This is a genomic window from Noviherbaspirillum aridicola, assembly GCF_019656455.1.
GTDB classification, from domain to species: Bacteria; Pseudomonadota; Gammaproteobacteria; order Burkholderiales; family Burkholderiaceae_D; genus Noviherbaspirillum; species Noviherbaspirillum aridicola.
On sequence record NZ_BPMK01000009.1, the window covers coordinates 192,509 to 216,072 of the forward strand.

Sequence of the window (23,564 nt, forward strand, 5' to 3'; positions counted from 1 at the left end):
GGCTCCTGTCGGGGCCGCCCACGAAAAGCTGAGCAGGCAACACGGCTACAAGCCGGAATGCATGAACTTCATGACAATCGGGAAAAACAGCACCGCGAAGGTGCAGGGCATGATGAAAAAGATCAGCGGGAACAGCATCTTCACCGGGGCCTCCATCGCCAGTTTTTCGGCGCGCAGGAAGCGTTCGCTGCGGCGCTGGTCTGCCTGCGCGCGCAGCACCGGACCGAGGTTCATGCCCATGCGCTCGGCCTGGATGACGGCGATCACGAAATGCGACACGGCGGGTTCCTGCAGGCGTTCTGCCATGTTGCGCAGCGCTTCGGCCCGCGGCTTGCCGGCCCGAACGTCGCGCAGCATGCGCTGGAATTCCTCGCGCAGCACGCCCCCGGGGCCCTTGGCGACTGCCTGCTGGACCGCGCCCTGCAGGTTCAGGCCTGCTTCGACGCAGAGCGTGATGATGTCGAGATAGAACGGCAGCGACTTGAGCATCTCGCGTCGCCGCAGGGCGATCCTGTCCTTGAGCCAGATGCCGGGATAGAAGCCGCCGAACAGCGCCGCATAAAGGAAGACCTGCAGATAGATGCCGTTGCCGAAGCCCGGCTCGCCGATCTCGCGCTGGTCGAATGAGCCGAGGGTCCACCATGCGAGGGCGCCGCAGAGCAGGCCGCAGACGATGCGCGAGGCGATGAACTGCGCCGGCGACAGGCAGTAATCCAGTCCGGCCCGCAACAGGCGGGCGGCGATGCGATCGCGCGCCTTGCCGTGGACGAAGGGGGCCAGATAATGGCTGACCCACTGGATCGGCAGCCATGCAAGGCGGAAGCCGGCGGGCGGCGGGTCCTTGTACTGGCGATCCTCTTCCGGCACTTCGGCCAGCGCGCGGCTGAGCAGCCAGCCGACGAGCGCCGCCGACAGGCCGATCGCCAACGCCACCAGCCAGATGACCGTGCCCGCGTGCCTGAAGACTCCCTCTGTCATGTTTGCGCTCCCCCTGTGCGTCAGACGTCGATGGCGACGATGCGGCGGATCACGTAGATGCCCATGATTTCCAGGAAGGCGATCACGGCAAGCACGCCCCAGCCGAGGCGCGTATGCCACAGATGCGACATCGCCTCGGGCTCCATGCGGTCGAGAATGAACATCATCACCATGGGCAACAGGCCGACGATCCAGGCCTGCAGCTTGCCCTGCGCCGTCAGCGCGCCGATCTTGCCTTCCATTTGCAGGCGGCTGCGGATCATGTGCGCGGTACGCTCCAGGGTTTCGGCGAGTCCGCCGCCGGTCTCGCTCGCAATGCGCATCGCGGAGATGATGAGGATGGTCGACTGCGTCGGCACACGGCGCGACAGGTTGTTCAGGGACTGCTCCAGCGTGACGCCCATGCGCTGCTCCCGCAGCAGGACGGCGAACTCCTGCCCGAGCGGCGCCTGCGCTTCCATCACGAGTTGCTGGATCGCGGAGACGAGGCCGACGCCCGCACGCATGCCGCCGGCGAGCATCATCAGCGCGTCCGGCAGTTGTTCGTCGAACTTGCGCAGGCGCCGCGCGCGCAACAGGCGGTACAGCAGCCGCGGCAGGAAGGTCATGGAAAAGAACAGGGTGATCGCCAGTACCGCACTGCCGCTGAGCATCCAGATGCCGAGACCGGCAAGCAGCATGACGGCGAGATTGGCGGCGAACAGCTTTTGCGGATCGATGAAGAGGAAGAACTCCTTGGCCTGGAAGCTCGCTCGTTCGGTGAAGCTGGCGCGATAACGTGCCATCGCGCCCGATCCGACGTCCATGACGAACCACGCCAGCAGCGATGCCGCGATCGCGAAAATGAGTGTGACCAGCAGTATCGTCGCGTTCATTCGTAGGCCTCGCCGGCAAGAGATGCGACGTCGTCCGCGAGCACGGTCTTGAAGATGCCGATGTCGAGCGCGGCGCCGCGCGCGAGCAGCTCCTCGTAGAATCCCGGTACCAGCCCGCAGCCGGTGAAATAGCCCTGCACCTTGCCCTCCGGCCCGCCGTAACCCTGGTGGACGAAGCGGAAGAGCTCCTGGATCTGGATCTTGCCGCTCTCCATGCCGGTGATTTCAGCGATGCTGGTGACCTTGCGGCTGCCGCACGCGAAGCGGGTTTGCTGCACGATCAGATCGACCGCGGACGCCACCTGCTCGCGGATCGCCGTCAGCGGCAGATCCATGCCGGCCATCAGGACCATGGTTTCGAGCCGGGCGAGCGCGTCGCGTGTGGTGTTCGCGTGCAGGGTGGTAAGCGAGCCCTCGTGGCCGGTGTTCATCGCCTGCAGCATGTCGAGGGCTTCCGCGCCGCGGCATTCGCCGACGACGATGCGGTCCGGGCGCATGCGCAGCGTGTTTTTCACCAGGTCGCGGATCAGGACGGCGCCCTTGCCTTCGATGTTGGGCGGACGCGCTTCCAGGCTGATCAGGTGCTCGTGATGCAGTTTCAGTTCGGCCGCGTCTTCGACGGTGATCACTCTTTCGCCGGAGGGGATGAAATTGGAGAGGATGTTGAGCAGCGTGGTCTTGCCGGAGCCGGTGCCGCCGGAGACGACGATGTTTTTCCGCGCCTCGACACATACCTTGAGAAAGTCGGCCATCTCCTGGCTGATGGCATCGAACGCGACCAGGTCGCTTGCCTGCAGCTTGCGCTTGGCGAACTTGCGGATGGTGAGCGCCGGCCCCTTGAGCGCGAGCGGAGGAATGATGGCATTGACCCGTGACCCATCCTTGAGGCGCGCATCGACCATCGGTGAGGATTCGTCGATGCGGCGCCCGAGCGGCGCGACGATGCGCTCGATGACGCCGAGCACGGCGCGGTCGCCGGTAAAGGTCAGCGGATGCCGCAACAGCTTGCCGCGCCGCTCGACGTAGATCTCGTCGTAGCGGTTGACCATCACTTCCGTCACGCTGTCGTCGTCCAGCAATTCTTCCAGCGGGCCGAGTCCGATCGCCTCGTTGAGCACCTGCACGCGCAGCAGCGCGCGGTCGATCTCCTCGGGAATGTGCTTGTGCTGGTCCTCGATGATCTGCCGGATCAGGGCTTCGGTCTCGGCCCGCAGGCGGTCGTCGCTCATGCTAGAGACATCCTGCCGCCTCAGGTCCATCGTCTCGAGCAGCTTGCCATGGATGCGCTTGCGCCATTCGAATTCGAGTTCCTTGAGCGTGGGATCGGGCGCGACGACCAGGGCCGTTTCTTTCCGTTCGTCAGGCCCTGGCGTGTCCCCCGCCACGGTGTGAGTCGGTCGGGCGCGCTGTTCGAGGACGGCCTTCTGCGCCTTCTCGGCGAGACGCCGCGATGCCTGGATTTCTTCGGCCGCGGCCTGGTTGCGCCGCGGCGCGGTGTCCGAGCGCGACTGGGGCGACGCGGCCTGCACGGGAGGCGCAGACTGCGCGGACTTGAGGATCCGCAGCGTGAAGGGGCCTATCGAAATGAGGTCGGTCTCCTTGAGGGGGCCATACTGCACCTCGACGCGCTTGCCGTTGACGCTGACGCCGCCGAACCCGCCGAGGTCGTCGAGCAGCACGCCGGACGGCGTCGAGAACAGTCGCGCGTGTTCCTTGGCCACTCTCCAGCTGTCGAGCCGGATTTCGTTCTGCACGCTCTTGCCTATCGTGCATTCTTCCGGTGCCTCGACCATGCGTTGCCTGCCGTCCGGCCCGGTTATCTCAACCTGCAGCATTGCGCCTCCTTCATTTCTTCGCATCGCCGGTCGGCTGTTGATCATCGGGCTTGAGCCACTGCCCCGACACCCAGCCGCGCTTGCCGTCGGCCTCGACCGCCATCCATTGCCGCCGCGGCGGCTGGTCGAGGGCGCGGACCGACTGGCCGGCGGACAGATGAGTGACCACGTCGGCGTTGATGTCCGGCGCCACGCGCAGCGCCAGCCGATTAAGGATGACGCGATAGCCTGTCTGACCCTGGCCGGCTGCCGGACCTGACGGCAAGTCCGCAGTCACTCGGCGTCCCGGGACGGGAAGCACGCCGGCGGACGCGCCGAGTTGCAGGTTCCGTCCCTGCTGTTCGGTGCCGGGAATTGAGGCCGGGCCGTGAGATGACTGGCCGGGTTCGCCCTGCAGGGGGGTGACCGCATCGGCAGGCAGCCATCCCTGCAACTCGCCGACCGCGACGTGCCGCCAGCTGCCAGCGGCGCCGGCCACGCCCTTGTCGCCCAGACGCACGATAGCGCCGCGTTCCAGCTGCAGCAGCACATCGGCCCGATGATCAGGCGCGGCACGCACGGCCGCCTTGTCGTGTTTGACGCGCAGCGGCGTGCCGCCCGGGTCGCGCCGCACCTGTGACACAGCCGGCAAGGCGGACGCGGCGGATGCGTTGGCAATCCGCGCAGGAGCAGCGGCGGATGGAGAAGCAACCGGCACGGGAGTCACCGGCTCCACGGGCAGGGGTCCCTTGATGCCGGCGCTGGCGGAGTCCTGCTCCGGCGCGGCGGGAACGGGGGCCTGCTGGCTGCTTGCCGGGAACGGTCCCGCCGGATCGACGCCGGGCAGCAGCGGATCGCTCAGATAGGGTTTCGGGCCGAGCCTCTGTCCCAGCCGCTCGTGCACCTTCTCTATCCGGTCCGCCTGTCCGGGCGAGCCCGGATCGACGATGCGCGGCGTGACGAATACGACCAGCTCCGTTTCCCGGTTCTGAAAGCGCCTGGACCGGAACAAGGCCCCGAGGACGGGAATGTCGCCGAGCAGAGGAATCTTGTCGACGTTCGTACTATGGTCCCGTTCGATCAGCCCGGACATCACCATGGTCTCGCCGCTGCGCAGGTTGAACTCGGTACGTGTTGTGCGAGTGAGGAGCGCAGGACCGTTAGGGGTGGAAACCGAGGGATCGATCTTGCTGACCTCTGCGTCCATCGTCGCGCGTACCGCACCGGTCCTGTCCACCTTGGGTTCGATATCCAGCTTGACGCCGTACTTCTTGAACTGGACCGTGATGCCGTCGCGCGTGGCGACGGAATAGGGAAACTCGCCGCCGGCCAGAAAGCTCGCCCTGGCGCCGCTGCGCGCGGCGAGCTGCGGCTCGGACAGGACCGTGGCCTTGCCGTCCTGGGCCAGCAGGTTCAGCTGCGCGTTGAGGCCCATGTTCAGGCCGGTGAGCACGTTGAGCGACGACGTCAGCTTCACACCGTCGGTACCGCCGTCCGCAGAGGTCACCGGCGGCTGACTGCCCTGCCCCGTATGGATGTTGAGCTGATAGGGCCCGTCATGTCCCCTCCTCGAAGGACTCCATACGCCGGCGACCGCGGCGCCGCCGGTCGTGCTCCATCTGAGGCCGAGCTCGCGCAACTCGCTCACCGGGAATTCGACAACCTTCACGTCGAGCATCACCATGGGTTCCCACCCGAGGCGGTTGGTGAAGTTGACGATCTGCGGATATCTTTTTTCAAGCAGTTCGATCTTGGCGAGATCGGCGTCGGTCAGCGCATCGCCTTCAACGATCACCTTGTCGCCGACGATGGAGGCCTTGGCATGCGGGATGGTGGTCAGAAAGGATGCGACCTCGCGCGCCACCCGCGTCGTGTCACCGGGGACGATGTTGACCTTTACCCGCTGGTAGCGGCCGTCCTCGTTCCAGACGAACAGCGAAGAGGTGCCGACGCCGTTGGCGAACAGGATGACTTCCTTTCCGTCGAGTGCGGCGGCAGTCATGATCTGGCCGTTGCCGACGGCGATGCGGGCGACCCCGGGCGCGGGAAATACCCGAGACTCGCCGACGAACATCTCGATTTCCGGGATCTCCGTCTCGTCGTCGGGCTTCTTGATGGGGACGTAGGGGCGCTGGGCACGCGCGCCTGCCGGTCTTGCCTTCGGCACGATGTTTTCGCCGAATGCATTGCGTGGCGCCTGTGCGCTCGGCTGGGGGCTTGACTGCGCGTTCGACGGCGCGGGCGGCTGCGGTGCTTCAACGGACGGCTTCGTTGGCGGCCGGTCGTCCTGGGCGACGGCGGGAAGGGCGATGCCCGTGATCGCCAGCAGAATGAAGGTAGAAACATGAACCAGGCCGGCGCCGGCGGCCGAGGGAATATCTGATCGTGGACGTGAATGTTTGGATTCGGGCATATCAGGCTTGTCGTGCTTGCTCATCTGTGACGAAATCGGGGACGAGCGCCGTCCGCGCCACGGCGGTGCGGCGTTTTCGCTTTTTCAGTGTTCGGCGGCGGCGGCGCGGGAAGTCGTGGCGCGGTCCTTGTCCGGCGGTGCCGCGGGCTGCGCTGGCTGCGTGGTCGCTGCTTCCGGCGGTTTGAACGAGGGTGGCGGGCGAAACGCTTGCAGATTGAGCGCTTCCGGCGTCAGTTTCGAGGCGTTCCCGTACAGCACGGGGATTTCACGGGCGCCGTCGCCCTGCAGCAGTTCGACGTCGCTTCCGAGCAGGGCAGCGAGCGCGGCGTGGTTGACGGTCAGCGGCTGCTTGTCGTTGGGGTTGCGCAGCAAGGCCGTCAGCTTGCCCGCCTCGCGCGCGATGATGATGTTCTGGGCCTGTTCCGCGGTCGTGTCGAGCGTCACCGTGGAATAGGAGCGTTTCTCGCCGCTCTTTGGATCGTCCACCGAGCGCTGTCCGGTCGCCATCACCTGCACGCCCTGCATCAAGGGCAGCGTCGCTTTTTTCGACTTGCGGTCGATCGTCACGATGAGGTCGATGAGATCGCCGGGCTCCAGCATGCCGGAGATGGAATTGATTTCATCGACCGGCACCGTCATCGCCCGTCGTCCGCTCGCGACGCGCGCGGAAAACGTCGGTGTCTTCCGCCCCTCGACCAGACCCCAGATCACCATCTCGCCCGCCTTCATGGGATAGGCCAGGGCCTGTCCGTTGAGATTCCCGAACTGCTCGGGCGTGACGGCGACGGAATGCGCGTAATCGACCGGCACGTTGCGTATCGCGACCGTCTCCGAGGTAAGCGGCGTGCCTTTGTTCAGGTCCCGCTTGGCGACGATCACCGGCACGGTCTTGCCTTTCGCTCTGGCTTCGATCTCTGCGATCTGGCGCGACAGGTAGCTGTAGGCAATCAGCGCGGCGACCAGGCCGATGCCGATGGCGGCGGCGAGCACGGCCCACGTCTTGTTCTGGCGGATGGTGTCAGGTATGGAAATGCGCATGGTCAGTACGGAAGCGACAAGGCAAAGCTGAAGCGACGGTAGGCGGTCTGGAATGCCGACAGCAGTTGGCTGAGCACGCTGTCCTCGCCTTGCATGCCGACGCCGAGTGCGAAGGCGAGTGCGGCGCAGACGATGACGTATTCGATGGAGGATTGGCCCGTTACCCGGTGGCGGCGGACTGAACGGAGTCGCTGGTCTGTCATTGCTCGCTCCCGGTGACCGTGGTGAGATTCAGAATGACGGCGGTTTGGGCTTCGCCCGTCCGGAAGACGGTGGCCATTCCCTCCTTGCCACTGCCTTTGAAGTACATCGTCGTTCCTGTCATGGCCCGTCCTGACGCAGCTGCCGGCGATACGCCCCCGCCGGTGGTTCGCTCAAGCTGGAGACCCTCTTCACGCAATATGCGCTTGAGGCTCTCCTGGTTGAGCAGTTCGTCGTGACCGTTGACGAAGGCGATGAAAGTCGCCGTCTGGCCCGCGTCAACCGATTCGATACGACTCAACAGCTGCGACCCGTTGGGCAATCGGTTCTGCCAGCGCTCCCTTGCGGCGAGTTCTGCGTCATGGCCGCGCTGTATGTCTTTCAGGGAAGCAATGGAAACAAGGCCTTTGGTACCCTGGCCTGCGGACTCCAGCTGTACCGTGATGTACTGCCCCGCCCATTCCTTGCCGAGAATCTGCCGATTCCCCATCTTGTTCTCGGCCAGCGGCTCACCGAGCTGCTGGCGATACCACTTGACGACGCTGGAGGGTGGGCGCGGGGAGATGAAGCCGCTGACACGAGACGTCACCCCATTCACCTTGAACGTCGTGGCATCGACGTCGACGCGTCTGGCCTCCGGAGGAATGGGAGGATGGTCGGCGGCCTGGGCGGAGAACGCCGCAGCGAGTGCGGCGATCGCCAGCGCCAAGCAAGCGTGCCGGACCACAAACCGGCCGCGTTTCTGGCGTTCAGCTAGTGAAAAAATGTGCATGAGTGCCTCCTTCAACGCGTGCGATCATCCGGGACGAGGTCCTGCCAGAAATCGAGCTGCCCCAGGCGGGGTCCTCGTATGCCGCCGACCAGGTCGATCGGCGTTACCTCGGCGTCCGCCTCGGCGCCAAGGGATCTGAGGCCGTCCAGCTCCGTCACGCGATACACTCGTTCGTCGGTATGGTCCGGACTCGAGGCCGTCCATGGGTCGATCAGTACGCTGCTGGTGCGGGTGACAGCGAGGTTGATGCGGTCGAATGGTTCATAGCTCCGCAAGCCGGAAGGAAGATTGGCAATGCGAACCGATACGTCTGCGCGGTAGATCCCCGGCGTTTCAACGCCGATGCGATCCGCGAGCGGCTGATAATTACCGCGGTCCGAAGAGCGGATGAAAGCGTCTTCGTGGTGTGAACCGGCGTTCTCGCCAAAGCTGACGGTGACATCGCTGTCGATGTCATTGATAAGCGGGTCTCCCCGCGGCCCGTGCCAGAACATGTTGCGATGGGCCGCGAAGTTGCCTGCCGTGTCGCCGGTCTTGATCCATGCCTCGCTGTTGCTGAAAAAGCGCCGCCTGATTTCGCTGGCAAGCTGATCTTCAGGTTTCCAGCTGCCGGTGTGGTTGCGGATGCTTGCGTCAAACGCGGCGTAGCGGCTTCCCATTTGCGTTGCATGAACGATGTCCTGATACTTGGCGATGACCGGAATCAGCAAAAAGAGCGGAATCAGGGCGAAGGCAAGGACGAGGAACTCGGTGAGGGCCTGGCCGGCAACATTGGATGCGCGAAAGTTCATTTCTTCCTCTCCCTATCCTCGTGATCGTCCTCCACCGGAGGCATGGGGATTTGACGAAGGCCTTCCGGGATCGAAAAGACGCTTTCGGGGAATTCGATGTTCATCCGGACGACGTCCGCCTTGAAGTCGTGCACCGCATCTTTCCACTGCAGCTGCAAACCGGGCAGATGTCCGTCATGAAATGCATCCATGATCGGAAAGTCGCTCTTTGGCTGCGCTATGCAGATCTCTATGGGTGGCGTGCCGAGATACACGTTGCACGGATAACCGGCAATGTCGCGAACGCCCGCCTTGCGGAAACCGGGATAGCGAGCATTGGGAGGCGGTGCGACCATGCGCCGGTGGGCAGCAACGTCGCACTGTCCATAGGCAGTCTTCTCCGTCGTCCGCGCAAGACAGCTACCTGCTGCAGACCGGAGAACGATCTTTTCATACGAGCGCTCCTCTAGATCGCAGTTTGAGCGCTTGACCCGGTAGCGATACACGCGATTGAAAGCGATCGTGCGCGTGCGAGAGTAGTAAATTTCGCGTTCCGCCCGGCTGCGGGTGGCAGGCCAGCCGCCTGTGGGTTCCAGGAGGTAGGGTTTTCCATCCGCCTTGTTATTACGCACACAGGTTCTATGTTGATCAATCAAGTCTCTCATACCGTATGGCGAGGTTTCCCTCTCCTGTTTCGATACGAGGTGCACGTAGTGGCCGACGACACGCTCATCCAGTCTTCCTTTATCCTCGGCGGCGCTTGCGCCGGTACATCCAAGTGCACTCATGATGGTTGACAGAATAAAGATGGCTGCCGAGGAGGCATGCAAGCGGAAAGTGACAGTCATGGCAGGGCAACTCCTTGAAGCGCTCGCGCTGTAGCCACGCTTCCGTCCTGCACGAGGCCCACATGCCAGTAGGGATTGAACAGACTGCCTGTCTCGTGGCCGCCGCGACAGTTGTCCCGTGAGCCCCCGAGGCCTCCCGCACAGCTCCCGAGAGGCCGGCGGAAATACACCTTACTTGTCGACACCGCGACAAGCTCATTCGACGGGGCGTTGGCCCGGTTGTTGTTCAGGCGTGGAGTAACGACGATACGGGACCGACCTTCTGATGTGCTTGTTTGCGCCACATGGCGTCTGAGACGAACGGAAAAACGCAGTGAGGGATCTTCGGACTCAATATCTTCCCGTGACAGATCAAAAAACTCGGGTATGCCGGAGTAACCCCATGAAGAGGACAATGAGGTCGCCATGGCGAGCGGGGTGTTGAACTTATTCTTCAGAACTGAATAGTCATAGTGCCGCGGGTCCGGGTCCACGCTCGCTGTTTCGGCAGCCGACTGCCCGCCTGTCCCAACGATCTTTTCGACCGGTCTCAAGCATTGCGTGTCCCATTGGTTCTGTGGCTTCCACACATGCTCGGACATCGTGTCGATCGCTTTCCACTCGTCCAGGCCAAGTAGTTCTGTTCCTCCGGCTCGCGCAATCCAGTCGGTATGATTGTGATTCCGCGCAGTGGAGCAGTCCGGGTAGGTGGCGTCGAGCGACCACGAGCGGGATTCCTGAAATCTGTCCAGCTTCGCTGCGGTCTGCGCCAATTCGCCAAATCGTTCGCGCTCGTTGCCGGTGTACTCCTTGACGAAAGAGCGAAACGAATCCGGTCCTGACGGCAGCGGCTCGGCGACGACCGTTCCGTCGGCCCCCCTCCGGTAGTTGGCCTCCGCGACCTCGTCCATCACCTGCTGACGCGCGGTCAGCATTCCCTGGTACGCGGTCGTCTGCGCATTCCTCAGCAAACCCGAAATCGCCTCGTCGGCTTGACGAGCCAATTTTTCAAGTTCATCTCTCTCGCCTCCGCCATTCGAGTTGTCACTCCGCTCCTGAAGCGCCAAATAGCTCGAGAAATATGCCGGGTACTTGACGGGATTACCGAGCCGGCTCCCTCTCTGCGCCGCGGTGTCCGCATACTGCCGCCACGAAGACAAACTCACCAACTGCGCAATCGCCACCGTATTGGCCAGCATCGCCCGGTTTGTGTACGCGAGATAGTTGAGCGTCCGCGCATGCATGACGCCGGCGCTGTAGGCAACCGCGTCCGCGGTATTGACGAGCTTCGATTTCTCACTCGACAGCTGGCCGGTATTGAAAAGGAAGAACAGCGCCGCCAGGCCGCCGGTCATGATGAAGAGACCATAGACCAGGGCCTGGCCGCGCTGTTTCCTGTTCCCGCAACGTGCGCCGCTCTGCCTGCGCGTGGTACGGCTGGCTGGAACGGGGGACGAAGTACGATGGGACATGCTTAATTTCCGCCGCCACCGCCTGCGCCTGCAGCTCGCGCGGTAGCGTTGTCGTAGCTGTCCAGACCCTTCGCACGTGTTTCGCCCATGGCGCCATCGGCGGAGGTTTGTGCCTGCTGAATCGCCGGTCTTGCCGATTGACCCGCCACCTCCTGCGCAATACCGGCCGTTTGATTACGTATCGTCTGCCCAAAGAACTGATACACCCCGATCGCCGCCACCGCGATCAGTGCGACGATGATGATGTACTCCGTCATGCCCTGCCCCGTCTGTTTGCGCTTGATGGAAAGCCTGCCCACGATGTCCTCCTGTACGGTGAGTTAGAAAAACAGCAACAGCGAGCGGAGGAAGATAGTTAACAGGTATTCAACTGTCAATGTGGCAAGAGCCCAACGGTGCAAGGTGATGCGATGATTTCGCTACGTTATCGGTAGCGCAAAAGCGGGCAGGGAGTGTCGCAGGATTGAAACGGTGCGTGCTGCGCGAAACAGTGGCGCCGCAAGCGTGAGGCCTTGTTTTACAAGGGAGATGCCTCGCGAACCTGGCGTGTCGGGGGAATTATCCGCGTGTTTCGCTTTTGAGATCAGCGGCCGGGGCAACGGCGGAACGAACGCAGCGACGTGGTAACAATTAGAAACCCATTTCCCGTCCGGCGATGCTGGTGGCGGCCTTCGGAAGTGCGATTTCGAATACATTCCGCCCCGGTCTGCGGCGGTCGACGAAATCGGCCCCGACCGCGGCCGCCGCCGGGCGGGGCAGGAAGCGGCGGCAACTAGGAGGCCGTGCCGCCGCGATGCGCCCAACCCGTCGTGCGCTTCTCGACAATGGCGAACAGCTCATACATCGCCATCGCCATCGCGCCGATGACCACCAGTCCGGCGAAGGCGAGCGGCATCTTCATCGACGAGCCCGCCGACACCAGCAGATAGCCGATGCCTTCATTGGCGGCGTTCATCTCCGACACGGTGGAGCCGACGAAGGCGAGCGTGATGGCCACCTTCAGCGAGGCGAAGAAGTAGGGCATCGAACGCGGCAGGCCGACCTTGAGCAGCACGTCCATGCGGCGCGCGCCGAGCACGCGCAGCACGTCTTCCAGCTCCGGCTCCAGCGTGGCCAGGCCGGTGGCGATGTTGACCATGATCGGAAAGAAGGAGATCAGGAACGCGGTCAGGATCGCCGGACCGGCGCCGATGCCGAACCACACCACCAGGATCGGCACGAAGGCGGCCTTGGGCAGCGCGTTGAAGGCGGTCATCAGCGGATAGGCGGCCGCATACAGCACCGGCGAGGAGCCGATCAGGAAGCCGAGCGCGACGCCCACCGCGACGGCGATGCCGAAGCCCGCCATGGTGACCCAGAAGGTGCGCCAGGCATGGGTGGCGATGGGGCCGGCGTATTCGATGAGCGACTGGCCGATCGCATAGGGGCTGGGGAAGATGAACTCGGAGACGGCGAACGCGCTGCAGATGATCTGCCACAGGATGAGGATGGCGAACAGCAGCACCCAGGGGGCGAAAGTCTTGATGGCTTTGGTATTCATGGTGTCTCCTTCAACTGCTGCGCACGCGGCCGATGTGCTCGCGCAGTTCATGCACGAGCGCGGTGAACGGCTCGGTATAGGTGATGTCGAGTTCGCGCGGCTGCGGCAGCGGGTTTTCGCGGCGGGCGACGATGCGTCCCGGGCGCTTGCTCATCACATAGATGGTGTCGGCCAGGAAGGCGGCCTCGCGCAGGTCGTGCGTGACGAGGATGACGTTGAACCTGCGCTCGGCCCACAGGTCGCGCAGCACGCACCAGAGTTCTTCGCGGGTGAAGGCGTCGAGCGCGCCGAAGGGCTCGTCGAGCAGCAGCATCTTCGGCTCATGGATCAGCGCGCGGCAGATCGAAGCGCGCTGCTGCATGCCGCCGGACAGCTGCCACGGGTATTTGTGGGCGTAGCCGTCCAGACCGACCGTCCTGAGCAGCTTCAGTGCGCGCTCTTCGTAGCGCGCGCGCTCACGCTTGAAGTTGCTGCGATAGGGTTCGACGATCTCCAGCGGCAGCAGCACGTTGTCGAGCGTGGTGCGCCACGGCAGCAGGGTCGGTGCCTGGAAGGCCATGCCGACGAACTTGAGCGGACCGGTCACCGGTTCGCCGCCGATGCTGACCCGTCCCCGGGTCGGCGGCTTGAGGCCGGTGGCCAGCTTCATGAAGGTGGACTTGCCGCAGCCGGAGGGGCCGACGATGGCGATGAATTCGCCCTGCCGGGTCTGCAGCGAGATGTCTTCGACGGCGAACTCGTCGGAGTTGCCGTAGGCGAGGAAGACGCGTTGAAAATCGACGAAGGTTTCGGACATGATGCTTTTCAGGTTGCCCCCGCCGTCGTTGGCGGGGGGATGGGGTCCGAAAGATTATTTCGGGAAGACGTTGAGTTCGGCCGCGGCGGGCAGGTAGGACGAATCCCAGATCGCCTTCGGATCGACGCGGGTCTTGGTGCCGTAGGCATCCGAGACCTGCGACGCCATCAGCGACAGGCGCGGCGCGGAGACCTGGCCGAAGCCCTCGGCCTTTGCGTTCGGCGTGGCGATCGAGCTGGCGATGGCGAGCCTGAGGCGGCGCAGCTCCAGCTTTTCATCGATCAGGCCGTCGCGCTCCTTGACGCTCTTGATCGCCTCTTCGGGATTGGCCATCACATCCTTCGCCGCCCTGGCGAACGCGCGCAGGAAGCCCTTCACCGCTTCCGGCTTTTGCCTGATGAACGCATCCGAGGCGATGATCGCGTTGCCGTACAGCTTGACGCCGTAGTTCGGGTAGGGCATGACCACCACGTCCTCATCCTTGACGCCGCGCGCGTTCAGGTTGAGCAGCGAGGTGAAGTAGAAGCCGGTGATGGCGTCGACGTCGCCGCGCACCAGCATGGTTTCGCGCAGTGGCGGATCCATGCTGACCCAGGTCGATTTGGCCGGATCGAGCTGGTTGGCCTTGGCGAAGATCGGGTAGGCGCGGCGGCCGGCGTCGAACACCGGGCTGCCGAGCTTCTTGCCGGTCAGATCGGCCGGCGTCCTGATGCCGCTCTTCTTGAGCGCGAAGATCGCGGCCGGGGTGTCGTTGTACACCATCATCACGCCCACCGGCTTGCCCGGCGCGGTCGGATTGTTGGCGGTGAATTCCATCAGGGCGGCGAGATCCGCGAAGCCCATGTCATAGGTGCCGGAGGCGACCCGGTTGACGGCGTTGCCGGAGCCGTTGCCGGCGTCGATGGTGACGTCCAGCTTTTCCTGCGCAAAGTAACCCTTGCTCTTGGCGACCAGGAACAGCGCCGACGGTCCTTCGAAGCGCCAGTCGAGCTGGAACTTGATCCTGGTTTCCTGCGCCAGGGCCGGCAGGGCGAGCACGCACAGCGCGAGGCCGGCGGCGAGTCGTGATACGCGTGATGAGCGCATGAATATTTCCTCTTCTAGGTAGTGCAGGCCTCCGTGCCTGCACCGTTGCGGGCGTCCGCAGAAAAATCGCTTGCGGCGCCGCCCGGGCGTGCGCCGCGGTGCAGGCACGGAGACCTGCACGACCGGGTTACGTCAGAACCGGTGGCGGATACCCAGGCCGAGACTGGTTTCGCGGTCGAAGCCTTCCACCTTGTCGGCCATCACGACGCCATAGACGTCGGTGCGCTTGGACAGGAAGTAGTCGTAGCCGACCGAGAAGGTATTGCGCTTGGTGTCGGCGCCGGCGGCGAGGTCGCGCTTGGTGTTGGCGTACGCGAGCAGGGCATTGCCGTTGCCGATGGGGGCCGAGAGGCCGACGCTGTAGAGCTTGTCGGTCGAGACTTCAGCCTCGGTCGTGGCCAGTTCGTTCTTGTTGCGCTGCCAGGTTGCGAAAGCCTTCACGACCTTGAAGTCGTAGCTGCCGCCGACCATGAAGGTCTTTTGGCGTGTCGTGCTGACTGCCGGGACCGGATTGGACAACTCCGCGTCATGGTAGAACGCGGTCAGCCCGATCGGACCATTGAAGTACAGGGCATTGACGCCTACGTTGTTGATGCCGGTGTCGCCCGCCTGTTCGCCGAACTGGTAGTGGACGTTGGCGGTCAGGCCGCCGAGCTTCGGCGTGGTGTAGATGATCTGATTGCTCCAGCCGGTATCGGCGGCGTTTACCCCGCTTCCCCATCCGCCGCTTCCGGGCGTGTTCGCGTGCACGACGAGCGGCGAGAAGCCGAAGGAATCGCCGAACGGGTTGAACAGCACCGTGGGCAGGAAGTTCGGAGCCAGGCCCCGTCCCAACTGTACTCTGCCGAAGCTGCCGGCAAGACCCACATTGGCATCGCGCGAGAACAAGGTGTCTCCATTAAAGCCCCGTCCCGACTGGCCAGTATCACCCTGGAAGAACCCGGTCAGCGCGAATTCCGCCTTCAGGCCGCCGCCCAGGTCTTCGCTGCCCTTGAAGCCGAACCACGATGTGGTCATGCCACCGCTGTGCACCACGCCGGCGCGGTCGGCTTGCCCGCTCAGCTGCCTGGTGCCCGCATAGACATCGACCAACCCTCCCACCGTCACATTCGTCTGCGCCATCGCACTCCCCGCCGCGACGCATGCCATGATCCCCAAAGCTGCTTTGACTTTTTTCATTCGTATTTCCTAGATGTTGTTGACGGGACTGGTTCCGAGCGCGTTCGGCTTGCCCAGGGCCGTACGCAAATCAAATCGTCGGGAGCCGCGCGCCATCATCCGGCACGCGCACTGGTCGAGATGGCGCGCCATTTCCTGCTGCGCGCGGTGGCGGTCCTTGTCCCGCAGCGCATCGACCACCGCCTTGTGCTCGTCGAAGGAGCACGGCTGCTGGCCGGCGGAATCGACGGTGGAGATCAGCAGCGTGGTGCGCGACACCAGCCGCCGCAGCGCCTCCACCAGCAGCTGGTTGCCGGCGAGCTTGGCCAGCTCGATGTGGAAGTTGGCCGACAGCCGTATCCACAGCGGGCGGTCGCCGCGCATGTAGGCATCGCGCTCTTCATCGATGAGCCGGCGCAGGCTCGCGTAGTCGGCATCGCCCAGCTGTCCGGCGAGCTTGTCCATCACCTTGGCCTCGAGCACCTGGCGCAGCTCGAACATGTCCTGCGCCTCGCGCTCGCCGGGACTGGCGATGCAGGCGCCGCGATTGCGTTCGATGTCGACCACGCCGTCGGCCGCCAGCCGTGCCAGCACGCGCCGCACGTTGTGGCGTGCCAGGCCGTAGATCTCGCCGAGCGCCTGCTCGGTCAGCTTGGTGCCGGCCGGCAGCCGGTGCTCCATGATCGCGTCGTAGATGTCGATGTACATCCGCTCCTCGGGCGCGAGCGGCGGGTGCGGCGGCGGGACTACGGGAACGAGTTTGGGGACGGCAGGCATGAAAGCGATCCGGAAGCGAACTGGATGCTCAATAGCAACATGCGTGCCACTGGCTCACCCGCGCTCACGATGCGCGCCGTGATTTGTCGCCCAGGCCGGTGCCGCGCGCCTTTGCCCCGTGGGTGAGCGCATGGCGAAGCAAGGCTGGTGCTTTGGGTTTCGATCGCGACCCCGGATTGTTCACAATCCGGTCCCGGAAAATGCCCCAACCCGGCGCAAGCCGCACCGCCCCGATGCACCGAGAAAGATCGCGGACGGTGCGGACGAAAAAAAACCGGGCGCGAGGCCCGGTTGGTTGACTGCTGCCGTCCGCGATCAGAAGCGGTGACGGATGCCGAGACCGACGCTGGTCTCGCGGTCGAAGCCTTCGAGCTTGTCGGCCATGACCACGCCGTAGACGTCGGTGCGCTTGGACAGGAAGTAGTCGTAGCCGACCGAGAAGGTGTTGCGTTTGGTGTCGGCGGCGGCGACCAGGTCGCGCTTGGTATTGGCGTACGCGGCCAGCACGTTGCCGTTGCCGACCGGTGCCGAGAGGCCGAGGCTGTACAGCTTGTCGGTCGAGGCTTCGGCGCCGGTGGTCGCCAGTTCATTCTTGTTGCGCTGCCAGGTTGCGAAAGCCTTCACTACCTTGAAGTCGTAGCTGCCGCCGACCATCACGGTCTTCTGGCGGGTAGCGCTGACGGCCGGGATCGGATTGCGCAGCTCGGCGTCGTGGTAGAACGCGGTCAGGCCGATGGGACCGTTGAAGTACAGCGCATTGATGCCGACGTTGTTGATGCCGGTGTCGCCCGCCTGCTCGCCGAACTGGTAGTGGACATTCGCAGTGAGGCCGCCGAGCTTCGGCGTCGTGTAGATGATCTGATTGCTCCAGCCGGTGTCGGCTGCATTCGTACTGCCCCAGCGCAGGCTGCCGTCGGCAGCGAACGTCGGAACATTCCCATGAATGACCAGCGGCGAGAAGCTGAAGGAGTCACCGAACGGGTTGAACAGCACGGTCGGCAGGAAGTTCGGGGCCAGGCCGCGGCCAAGTTCCACGCGGCCGAATCCGCCGGCCAGCGCGACGTTGGCATCGCGCGAGAACAGGGTATCCCCACCGAAGCGCCCCGACGCGCCAGTATCACCCTGGAAGAAGCCCGTCAGCGCGAACTCCGCCTTGAGGCCGCCGCCCAGGTCTTCATTGCCCTTGAAGCCGAACCAGGAAGTGGTCATGCCGCCGCTGTTGACGACTGCCCTGCGGCCGGCCTCACCGCTGTACTGAACCGATCCCGCAAACACGTCGACCAGACCACCGACCGTGACATTCGTCTGCGCTGCCGCGCTGCCCGCGAGGGCGCACGACAGGATCCCCAAAGCTGCTGTGATTTTCTTCATTTCTGTCCTGTTTGATTGTTCACCGGCGCCGCCCCCTTTGGCGGCCTCCGGGCGGCTGTATCTTACTGGAAACATTGGCAAGACTGGCGGATGACACGCGCCGGAAGGTCGGAAGTGTTGCGTCGAGCACGAAAAAAAAGGCCGGTCGCCCGGCCTTTTCCAAGTGCTGAGAAATTGCGGATCAGGACAGCTGCTGAATGCCTGCCAGTACCCAGCCGCCGTTGCCGCTGACCGGCTTGGACAGGTTCCAGACCTCGGTGAAGGCTTCGGCCGGCGCGTTTTCCGCTTCGCGGATCATGCCGGTGAACTTCACGCTGGCCAGGTACTCGCCGCCGGCGGTCTCGATGCCGAGCAGTTCGGCGTCCAGCGAGACGACATCGGTATGGTTGGCCGACGCGCCGCGCTCGAGCAGCTGCTGCTTCATCTCCGCGTACATCTCCGGCGTGGTGAACTCACGCAGGTCGTTCACATCGGCGCGGTCCCATGCCGCCTGCAGGCGGATGAAGTAAGTCTTCGAGTGGCGCAGGAAGCCTGCGGTATCGAAGTCGGCCGGCACTTCCCAGGCCGGCGCCTGCGCGCCGCTGCTGCCGAAGGACGAAGCCTGCAGCCCGGCGGGCTGGGCCGACGGCTCGAGGCGCGAACCGATCTCGGGCGTGGCGCTCGCGCCGCCGGTGCTGCCGGGGCCGGCCCAGGCCGGCTGCATGCCGCTCCTGGCCACCGCGCCGCCGTCACGCTTCTTCGTGAGCATGCGATAGATGAAGAACGCGGCACCGGCCAGCAGGGCCACCATCAGAATGGTGCTGATCATGCTGGCGAGCGCGCCGCCGATGCCGAGGTGCGACAGCAGCGCGCCGAGACCGAGGCCGAGCAGTGCGCCGCCGAGGATACCCTTCCACGGGCTGGCCGGCTTGGCCGCGGGCGCTGCCGCTGCCGGCGGCGCTGCGGGCTTGGCGGCCGCGGGTGCTGCCTGGTTCTGCATCGGGGCCGCCGACTGCTGGCTCACGTTCTGCGACTGCTTGCCGACAGAACCGCCGCCGCCCACGCGCTTGGCCTGGGCATCGGTCACCACGACCGACATTGCCGTGACCGCAACCATCATCGCAGCCAAAAACTTTTTCATTGCTTCCTCCGTAGTTGATGTCCTGGGCCGTACCCGGCCACAGCGACGGCCATCCTACGCGCGCGGGAGAATAGAAAAAAGCGAACAAAACCGCGTGCTATGTTCGAAAAAGTAGCATAACTTGACAGAGATTCATCTTCAGAACTCGGCCGATGACCGGCGGGTCGAATCGATAACATTTCAGGTTCTTCAACAGCCTGCCGGGGCCGGTCGCGGCTTGTCTCCACGGAGTCTCCGGGCTTGCGGCAGCGGAGAGAAGCGCGAAAACGAGAGCCAAGGCCACAGATCCAAGCCTGGTCCCGGGCATGAAGAACAAGCTTCTGTCCAAAAGGAGTTGCCATGCCCAGAACCATGTGGAAAGGCGCCATCAGCTTCGGCCTGCTGCACGCCCCCGTCTCCCTCTACCCCGCCTCGCACCAGGACGAAGTCGACTTCGACTGGCTGCGCCGCGACACCCTCCAGCCGGTCGGCTACAAGCGCGTCGTCAAGGAAACCGGCGAGGAAGTCGGCAAGGACGACATCATCAAGGGCGTCAAGTACGAAGGCCGCTACGTCATCCTGTCGGATGAGGAGATCAAGGCCGCCAACCCCAAGTCCACCCACACCATCGACATCGTCGGCTTCACCGATGCCGAGGACGTCAATTTCCTGTTCTACGAGACGCCCTACTATCTCGCCCCGGGCAAGGGTGGCGACAAGGTCTACGCGCTGCTGCGCGAAGCCATGCTCAAGGCGAGGAAGATCGCGCTGGCGCTGGTGGTCATGCACAACAAGCAGCACCTCGCGGCGCTGATCGCGACGCCGCGGGCGCTGGTGCTCAACACCCTGCGCTGGGCCACCGAGGTGCGCGACACCGAGGAACTGGAACTGCCGGAGGAAGGCCTCAAGGGCGTCGCCATCAAGCCCAAGGAATTGCAGATGGCGACACAGCTGATCGACAGCATGAGCGAGGAATGGAATCCGGGACAGTACCGCGACACCTTCCGCGACGACATCATGGCGCTGGTGAAGAAGAAGTTCGACGAAGGCCTGGCCGAAGAGATCACCGACGTGCAGGTCGAGGAACCCGAGACCACCGGCAACGTCGTCGACCTGACCGAGCTGCTGCGGCAGAGCCTGCAGGGCGCCGGCGCCCGCGCGCCGCGCAAGGAGCCGGCGCCGGCGAAGAAGGCGCCCCCGCCCGCCGCGCGCAAGTCCGCCGCCCGGGTGCGCGGCAGCAAGACCGCTCATTGAGGACGCGTGATGCCGGACAAGCTCGCCACCTATCATGCCAAGCGCAACTTCAGCGTCACCCCCGAGCCGCGCGGCGCGGTCGCCGAACCCGGCGAGCGGCTGCGCTTCGTGATCCAGAAGCATCATGCGCGCCGCCTGCACTACGACTTCCGGCTGGAGTTCGACGGCACGCTCAAGAGCTGGGCGGTGCCCAAGGGGCCGAGCCTCGACCCCGCCGAAAAGCGGCTCGCGGTGCATGTGGAAGACCATCCGCTCGACTACATGGACTTTCACGGCGACATCCCGGAGAAGCAGTACGGCGCCGGCCACGTGGAAGTCTGGGATACCGGCTACTGGGAGCCGCTCGGCGACCCGTCGGCGGACTACCGCAAGGGCAAGCTCAAGTTCCGGCTCGACGGCGAAAAGCTGCAGGGCGGCTGGACGCTGGTGCGCACCCGGCTGCAGGCCAGCGGCGACAAGGAGCAGTGGCTGCTGATCAAGGAACAGGACGAACAGGCGCGCGCGCAGCGCGACTATGACATCACCGAGGACATGCCGCATAGCGTGGAGGCGCCGGAGCAGGCGAGGCAGGCCCGGGCGCGCGCGCGGAACCCGCGGCCGGCCCCGGGCACCACGCTCGCGCCGGCGAAACTCACGAAAGCCGTGAAGCAGCCCCTGCCCGAGACGCTGCGCCCCCAACTGGCGACATTGGTGGAAGACATCCCACGCGGCGCGGACTGGATCTATGAGGTCAAATTCGACGGCTACCGGATGCTGGCGCGGGTGGACGGCGCGCAGGTCACGTTGTACACGAGGGACGGCAATGACTGGACGGCCAGGCTGCCCGGCGTGGCAAAGGCGGTCAAGGCTCTGGGTCTCGGCAGCGCCTGGCTGGACGGCGAGATCGTGGTGCTCGACGCGCAGGGCGTGCCGTCGTTCCAGCTGCTGCAGAAAGCCTTCGACAGCCGCAGCACCGCCGACATCGTGTACTTCGTGTTCGACCTGCCCTACTGCGGCGGCTACGACCTGCGCAATACGCCGCTGATCGAACGCCATGCGCTGCTGCAGCAGCGCATGGAAAAGAATGCCGCGCCAACGCTGCGCTACAGCGCGCCGATCCCCCAGCCGCCGGCCTCGCTGCTGGAAAGCGCATGCCGGCTGTCGATGGAAGGCATCATCGGCAAGCGCGCCGATTCCATCTACCTCGGCAAGCGCAGCCCCAACTGGATCAAGCTGAAATGCCGGCGCCGGCAAGAGTTCGTGGTGGTCGGCTACACCGAGCCGCAGGGGGCGCGGCAGTTCTTCGGGGCGCTGCTGCTGGCGGTCTATGGCGAGGACGGCAAGCTGCGCTACGCGGGACGGGTGGGCACCGGCTTCGACGGACGCCTGCTGGCGGACCTGCACGGGAAGCTCAAGTCGCTGGAACAGGACAGCCTGCCCTTCGAGCGCATGCCGGCAGGCCTCAGGCGCGGCGACACGCACTGGGTCAAGCCGCAGCTGGTGGCAGAAGTGTCGTTCGCGGAATGGACCGCCGATCACATGCTTCGCCAGGCCGTCTTCCACGGCCTGCGCAAGGACAAGCGTGCGCGCGAGGTGAGACGGGAACAGGCGGCGGCGCTGCCGGTGAACGGAAAGGCCGATGCCGCCGCGCCCCGCGCGCGCGGCGATACCGTGCAGGGCGTGAAGATCACCCACCCGGACCGGGTGATCGATCCGCACAGCGGCCTGACCAAGCTCGATCTCGCGCTCTACTATGAAGCGGTGGCGCCGTGGCTGCTGCCCTACCTGGAGGATCGCCCGGTGTATCTGCTGCGCTGTCCCGAGGGCATACAGGGCGAGCATTTCTTCCAGAAGCATCTGAGCCGGGTCAGTGTGCCGGGCATGCGCACCCTCGACCCCGAACTCGATCCCGACCACGATCCGCTGATGGTGATCGACGATGCGCGGGCGCTGGTCGGCGCCGCGCAGATGGGCACGATCGAACTCCATACCGGCAATGCCACGGCCGACCGCATCGACCGGCCGGACCACATGGTGTTCGATCTCGATCCCGATCCCTCGCTGCCCTGGCAAGCGATGGTGGAAGCGGCGCAGCTGCTGAAGGTGATGCTGGACGAGCTGGGCCTGAAAGGCTTCCTCAAGACCAGCGGCGGCAAGGGCCTGCACGTGGTGGTGCCGCTCGCGCGCCGGCAGGGATGGGACGAGGCGGCGGATTTCTCGCTCGCGATCGCGCAGCACATGGCGCGCACGCTGCCCAGGCTGTTTTCCGCCAGGATGGGCGAGAAGAACCGCGTCGGCAAGATCTTCATCGATACCCTGCGCAACCGCCGCCAGGCCAGCACGGCCTCGGTGTATTCGGTGCGCGCGCGTCCCGGACTGCCGGTGTCCGTGCCGATCGCCTGGGAAGAGCTGCACGACATCGGCGGCGGCGGGGAATGGACGATCGCCACCCTGCCGCGCAGGCTGCAGTCGCTGCGGGACGACCCATGGCGGGACTTCGGCCGCACCCGGCAATCGCTGACGGCGGCGATGAAGAAGCGGCTGGGGCTGGGCGGGAAATAGTCAGTCAGTCAGTCAGTCCGCCTCGCGCCCGAGCGCCTCCATCTTGCGCAGCCATTTGGCGGCATCCTCCGGCTTGAGGTTGCCGGCCATGCCTATCAGGGTTTCGTCCACCGGCGCGATGCCGACGAAGCCGAGGATGTTGCGCTCGAGGGACTTCACGCTGTGGGCGCGGAAATACCAGCGATAGACGAGCGCCGGCATGCCCATGGTCACCACCACCCGTGCCGAGCGCCCCTTGAGCCCCTTGGCGGTGAATGCATTGCGCTCGCCGTGAAAGGCGAAGCCCGGCCTCGCCACCTGTTCCAGAAAGCCCTTGAGCAGCGCCGGCATGTCGCCCAGCCAGAGCGGGAAAAACAGCACGATGTGCTCGGCCCAGCCTATCGCCTGCTGCGCGTCGGCCAGGCCGGCGGGCAAGGCGCCCTTTTCCCATTCATGCTGGCTGCGCAGCAGCGGGAAATCCAGCTCCGCCACGCGCACGCGCCGCACCTCGTGGCCGGCCTCGGCGGCGCCGCGGGCGTAGGCGTCTTCGAGCGCATGACACAGGCGCCCGGCGGCCTGGTCCGGATGGCCCTGGATAAGAACGATGCGTTTGCTCATGTTTCGCTCCCGGATGCTTACCTGGTGACGGTAGCACCGCGCCGCGCCGGAAAAAATGTCCTGGATCAAGCGTGACGGGGCGTTCAGGCGCGCGCGACGGAACGGCCGGCCTGCGCCGTACACTCATGCGGCACGTTCCAAACGCACGCTCTTACACCATGACCGCCAGCGTAGTCCGCCCCCCT

Annotated in this window: 21 protein-coding genes; 2 read left to right on the top strand and 19 right to left on the bottom strand. The window is 64.8% G+C overall.

Going from position 1 to position 23,564, the window contains the following annotated elements:
- Positions 1 to 45: 45 nt before the first annotated feature.
- From NCCP691_RS11950 to NCCP691_RS12035, 18 genes are all read right to left on the bottom strand, one after another.
- A complete protein-coding gene (locus NCCP691_RS11950) occupies positions 46 to 978 on the bottom strand; it encodes a type II secretion system F family protein (protein WP_220808569.1) in 933 nt (310 codons plus the stop codon).
- Between the two features lie 20 nt (positions 979 to 998).
- Positions 999 to 1,784, bottom strand: a complete 786-nt coding sequence (locus tag NCCP691_RS11955; protein WP_373870354.1) for a type II secretion system F family protein — start codon at positions 1,782 to 1,784, stop codon at positions 999 to 1,001.
- A gap of 65 nt (positions 1,785 to 1,849) precedes the next feature.
- Positions 1,850 to 3,688, bottom strand: coding sequence for a TadA family conjugal transfer-associated ATPase (locus NCCP691_RS11960; protein ID WP_220808572.1), 1,839 nt, complete (start codon positions 3,686 to 3,688; stop codon positions 1,850 to 1,852).
- Between the two features lie 10 nt (positions 3,689 to 3,698).
- On the bottom strand, positions 3,699 to 6,104 hold the full coding sequence (locus tag NCCP691_RS11965) for a secretin GspD/PilQ domain-containing protein (protein ID WP_220808573.1): 2,406 nt from the start codon (positions 6,102 to 6,104) through the stop codon (positions 3,699 to 3,701).
- 60 nt (positions 6,105 to 6,164) lie between these two features.
- Positions 6,165 to 7,118, bottom strand: a complete 954-nt coding sequence (gene cpaB / locus NCCP691_RS11970) for a Flp pilus assembly protein CpaB (protein ID WP_220808575.1) — start codon at positions 7,116 to 7,118, stop codon at positions 6,165 to 6,167.
- 2 nt (positions 7,119 to 7,120) lie between these two features.
- Positions 7,121 to 7,321, bottom strand: a complete 201-nt coding sequence (locus NCCP691_RS11975; RefSeq protein WP_220808577.1) for a hypothetical protein — start codon at positions 7,319 to 7,321, stop codon at positions 7,121 to 7,123.
- Positions 7,318 to 8,091, bottom strand: coding sequence for a hypothetical protein (locus NCCP691_RS11980; protein WP_220808579.1), 774 nt, complete (start codon positions 8,089 to 8,091; stop codon positions 7,318 to 7,320). Before NCCP691_RS11980 ends, NCCP691_RS11975 begins: the two co-directional genes overlap by 4 nt.
- An 11-nt stretch (positions 8,092 to 8,102) precedes the next feature.
- Positions 8,103 to 8,882: a hypothetical protein gene (locus NCCP691_RS11985; protein WP_220808581.1), complete on the bottom strand. Its 780-nt coding sequence runs from the start codon at positions 8,880 to 8,882 to the stop codon at positions 8,103 to 8,105.
- Positions 8,879 to 9,709: a hypothetical protein gene (locus NCCP691_RS11990; protein WP_220808583.1), complete on the bottom strand. Its 831-nt coding sequence runs from the start codon at positions 9,707 to 9,709 to the stop codon at positions 8,879 to 8,881. Before NCCP691_RS11990 ends, NCCP691_RS11985 begins: the two co-directional genes overlap by 4 nt.
- Entirely contained in the window at positions 9,706 to 11,160 is a 1,455-nt protein-coding gene (locus NCCP691_RS11995) for a pilus assembly protein TadG-related protein (RefSeq protein ID WP_220808585.1), read from the bottom strand. The genes NCCP691_RS11990 and NCCP691_RS11995 overlap by 4 nt, the downstream gene beginning before the upstream one ends.
- A 2-nt stretch (positions 11,161 to 11,162) precedes the next feature.
- Positions 11,163 to 11,417, bottom strand: a complete 255-nt coding sequence (locus tag NCCP691_RS12000) for a Flp family type IVb pilin (protein ID WP_220808627.1) — start codon at positions 11,415 to 11,417, stop codon at positions 11,163 to 11,165.
- 515 nt (positions 11,418 to 11,932) lie between these two features.
- Positions 11,933 to 12,700 carry an ABC transporter permease gene (locus NCCP691_RS12005; RefSeq protein ID WP_220808586.1) on the bottom strand — a complete coding sequence of 256 codons (768 nt, stop codon included), beginning with the start codon at positions 12,698 to 12,700 and terminating at the stop codon, positions 11,933 to 11,935.
- Between the two features lie 10 nt (positions 12,701 to 12,710).
- A complete protein-coding gene (locus NCCP691_RS12010; protein ID WP_220808588.1) occupies positions 12,711 to 13,496 on the bottom strand; it encodes an ABC transporter ATP-binding protein in 786 nt (261 codons plus the stop codon).
- Positions 13,497 to 13,550: 54 nt separating this feature from the next.
- Complete coding sequence (locus NCCP691_RS12015) at positions 13,551 to 14,582, bottom strand: ABC transporter substrate-binding protein (RefSeq protein WP_220808590.1); 1,032 nt, start codon at positions 14,580 to 14,582, stop codon at positions 13,551 to 13,553.
- A gap of 132 nt (positions 14,583 to 14,714) precedes the next feature.
- Positions 14,715 to 15,761 carry a porin gene (locus NCCP691_RS12020; protein ID WP_220808591.1) on the bottom strand — a complete coding sequence of 349 codons (1,047 nt, stop codon included), beginning with the start codon at positions 15,759 to 15,761 and terminating at the stop codon, positions 14,715 to 14,717.
- Between the two features lie 9 nt (positions 15,762 to 15,770).
- Positions 15,771 to 16,517: a GntR family transcriptional regulator gene (locus tag NCCP691_RS12025; RefSeq protein WP_220808593.1), complete on the bottom strand. Its 747-nt coding sequence runs from the start codon at positions 16,515 to 16,517 to the stop codon at positions 15,771 to 15,773.
- A 315-nt stretch (positions 16,518 to 16,832) separates the two neighbouring features.
- The gene (locus tag NCCP691_RS12030; RefSeq protein ID WP_220808595.1) at positions 16,833 to 17,888 is read right to left on the bottom strand and encodes a porin; all 1,056 of its coding nucleotides are present in this window, start codon (positions 17,886 to 17,888) and stop codon (positions 16,833 to 16,835) included.
- Between the two features lie 181 nt (positions 17,889 to 18,069).
- Positions 18,070 to 19,008: a Tim44 domain-containing protein gene (locus NCCP691_RS12035; protein WP_220808598.1), complete on the bottom strand. Its 939-nt coding sequence runs from the start codon at positions 19,006 to 19,008 to the stop codon at positions 18,070 to 18,072.
- Between the two features lie 339 nt (positions 19,009 to 19,347).
- Here NCCP691_RS12035 and ku point away from each other — a divergent pair, with 339 nt between their 5' ends.
- The gene (ku, locus tag NCCP691_RS12040; protein ID WP_220808600.1) at positions 19,348 to 20,241 is read left to right on the top strand and encodes a non-homologous end joining protein Ku; all 894 of its coding nucleotides are present in this window, start codon (positions 19,348 to 19,350) and stop codon (positions 20,239 to 20,241) included.
- A 9-nt stretch (positions 20,242 to 20,250) separates the two neighbouring features.
- Entirely contained in the window at positions 20,251 to 22,782 is a 2,532-nt protein-coding gene (gene ligD / locus NCCP691_RS12045) for a DNA ligase D (RefSeq protein WP_220808601.1), read from the top strand.
- A 12-nt stretch (positions 22,783 to 22,794) separates the two neighbouring features.
- On the opposite strand, the gene NCCP691_RS12050 is transcribed toward ligD, so the two are convergent.
- Positions 22,795 to 23,379 (bottom strand): NAD(P)H-dependent oxidoreductase, encoded by a 585-nt coding sequence (locus tag NCCP691_RS12050; protein WP_220808603.1) that lies wholly within the window; start codon positions 23,377 to 23,379, stop codon positions 22,795 to 22,797.
- Positions 23,380 to 23,564: the final 185 nt, after the last annotated feature.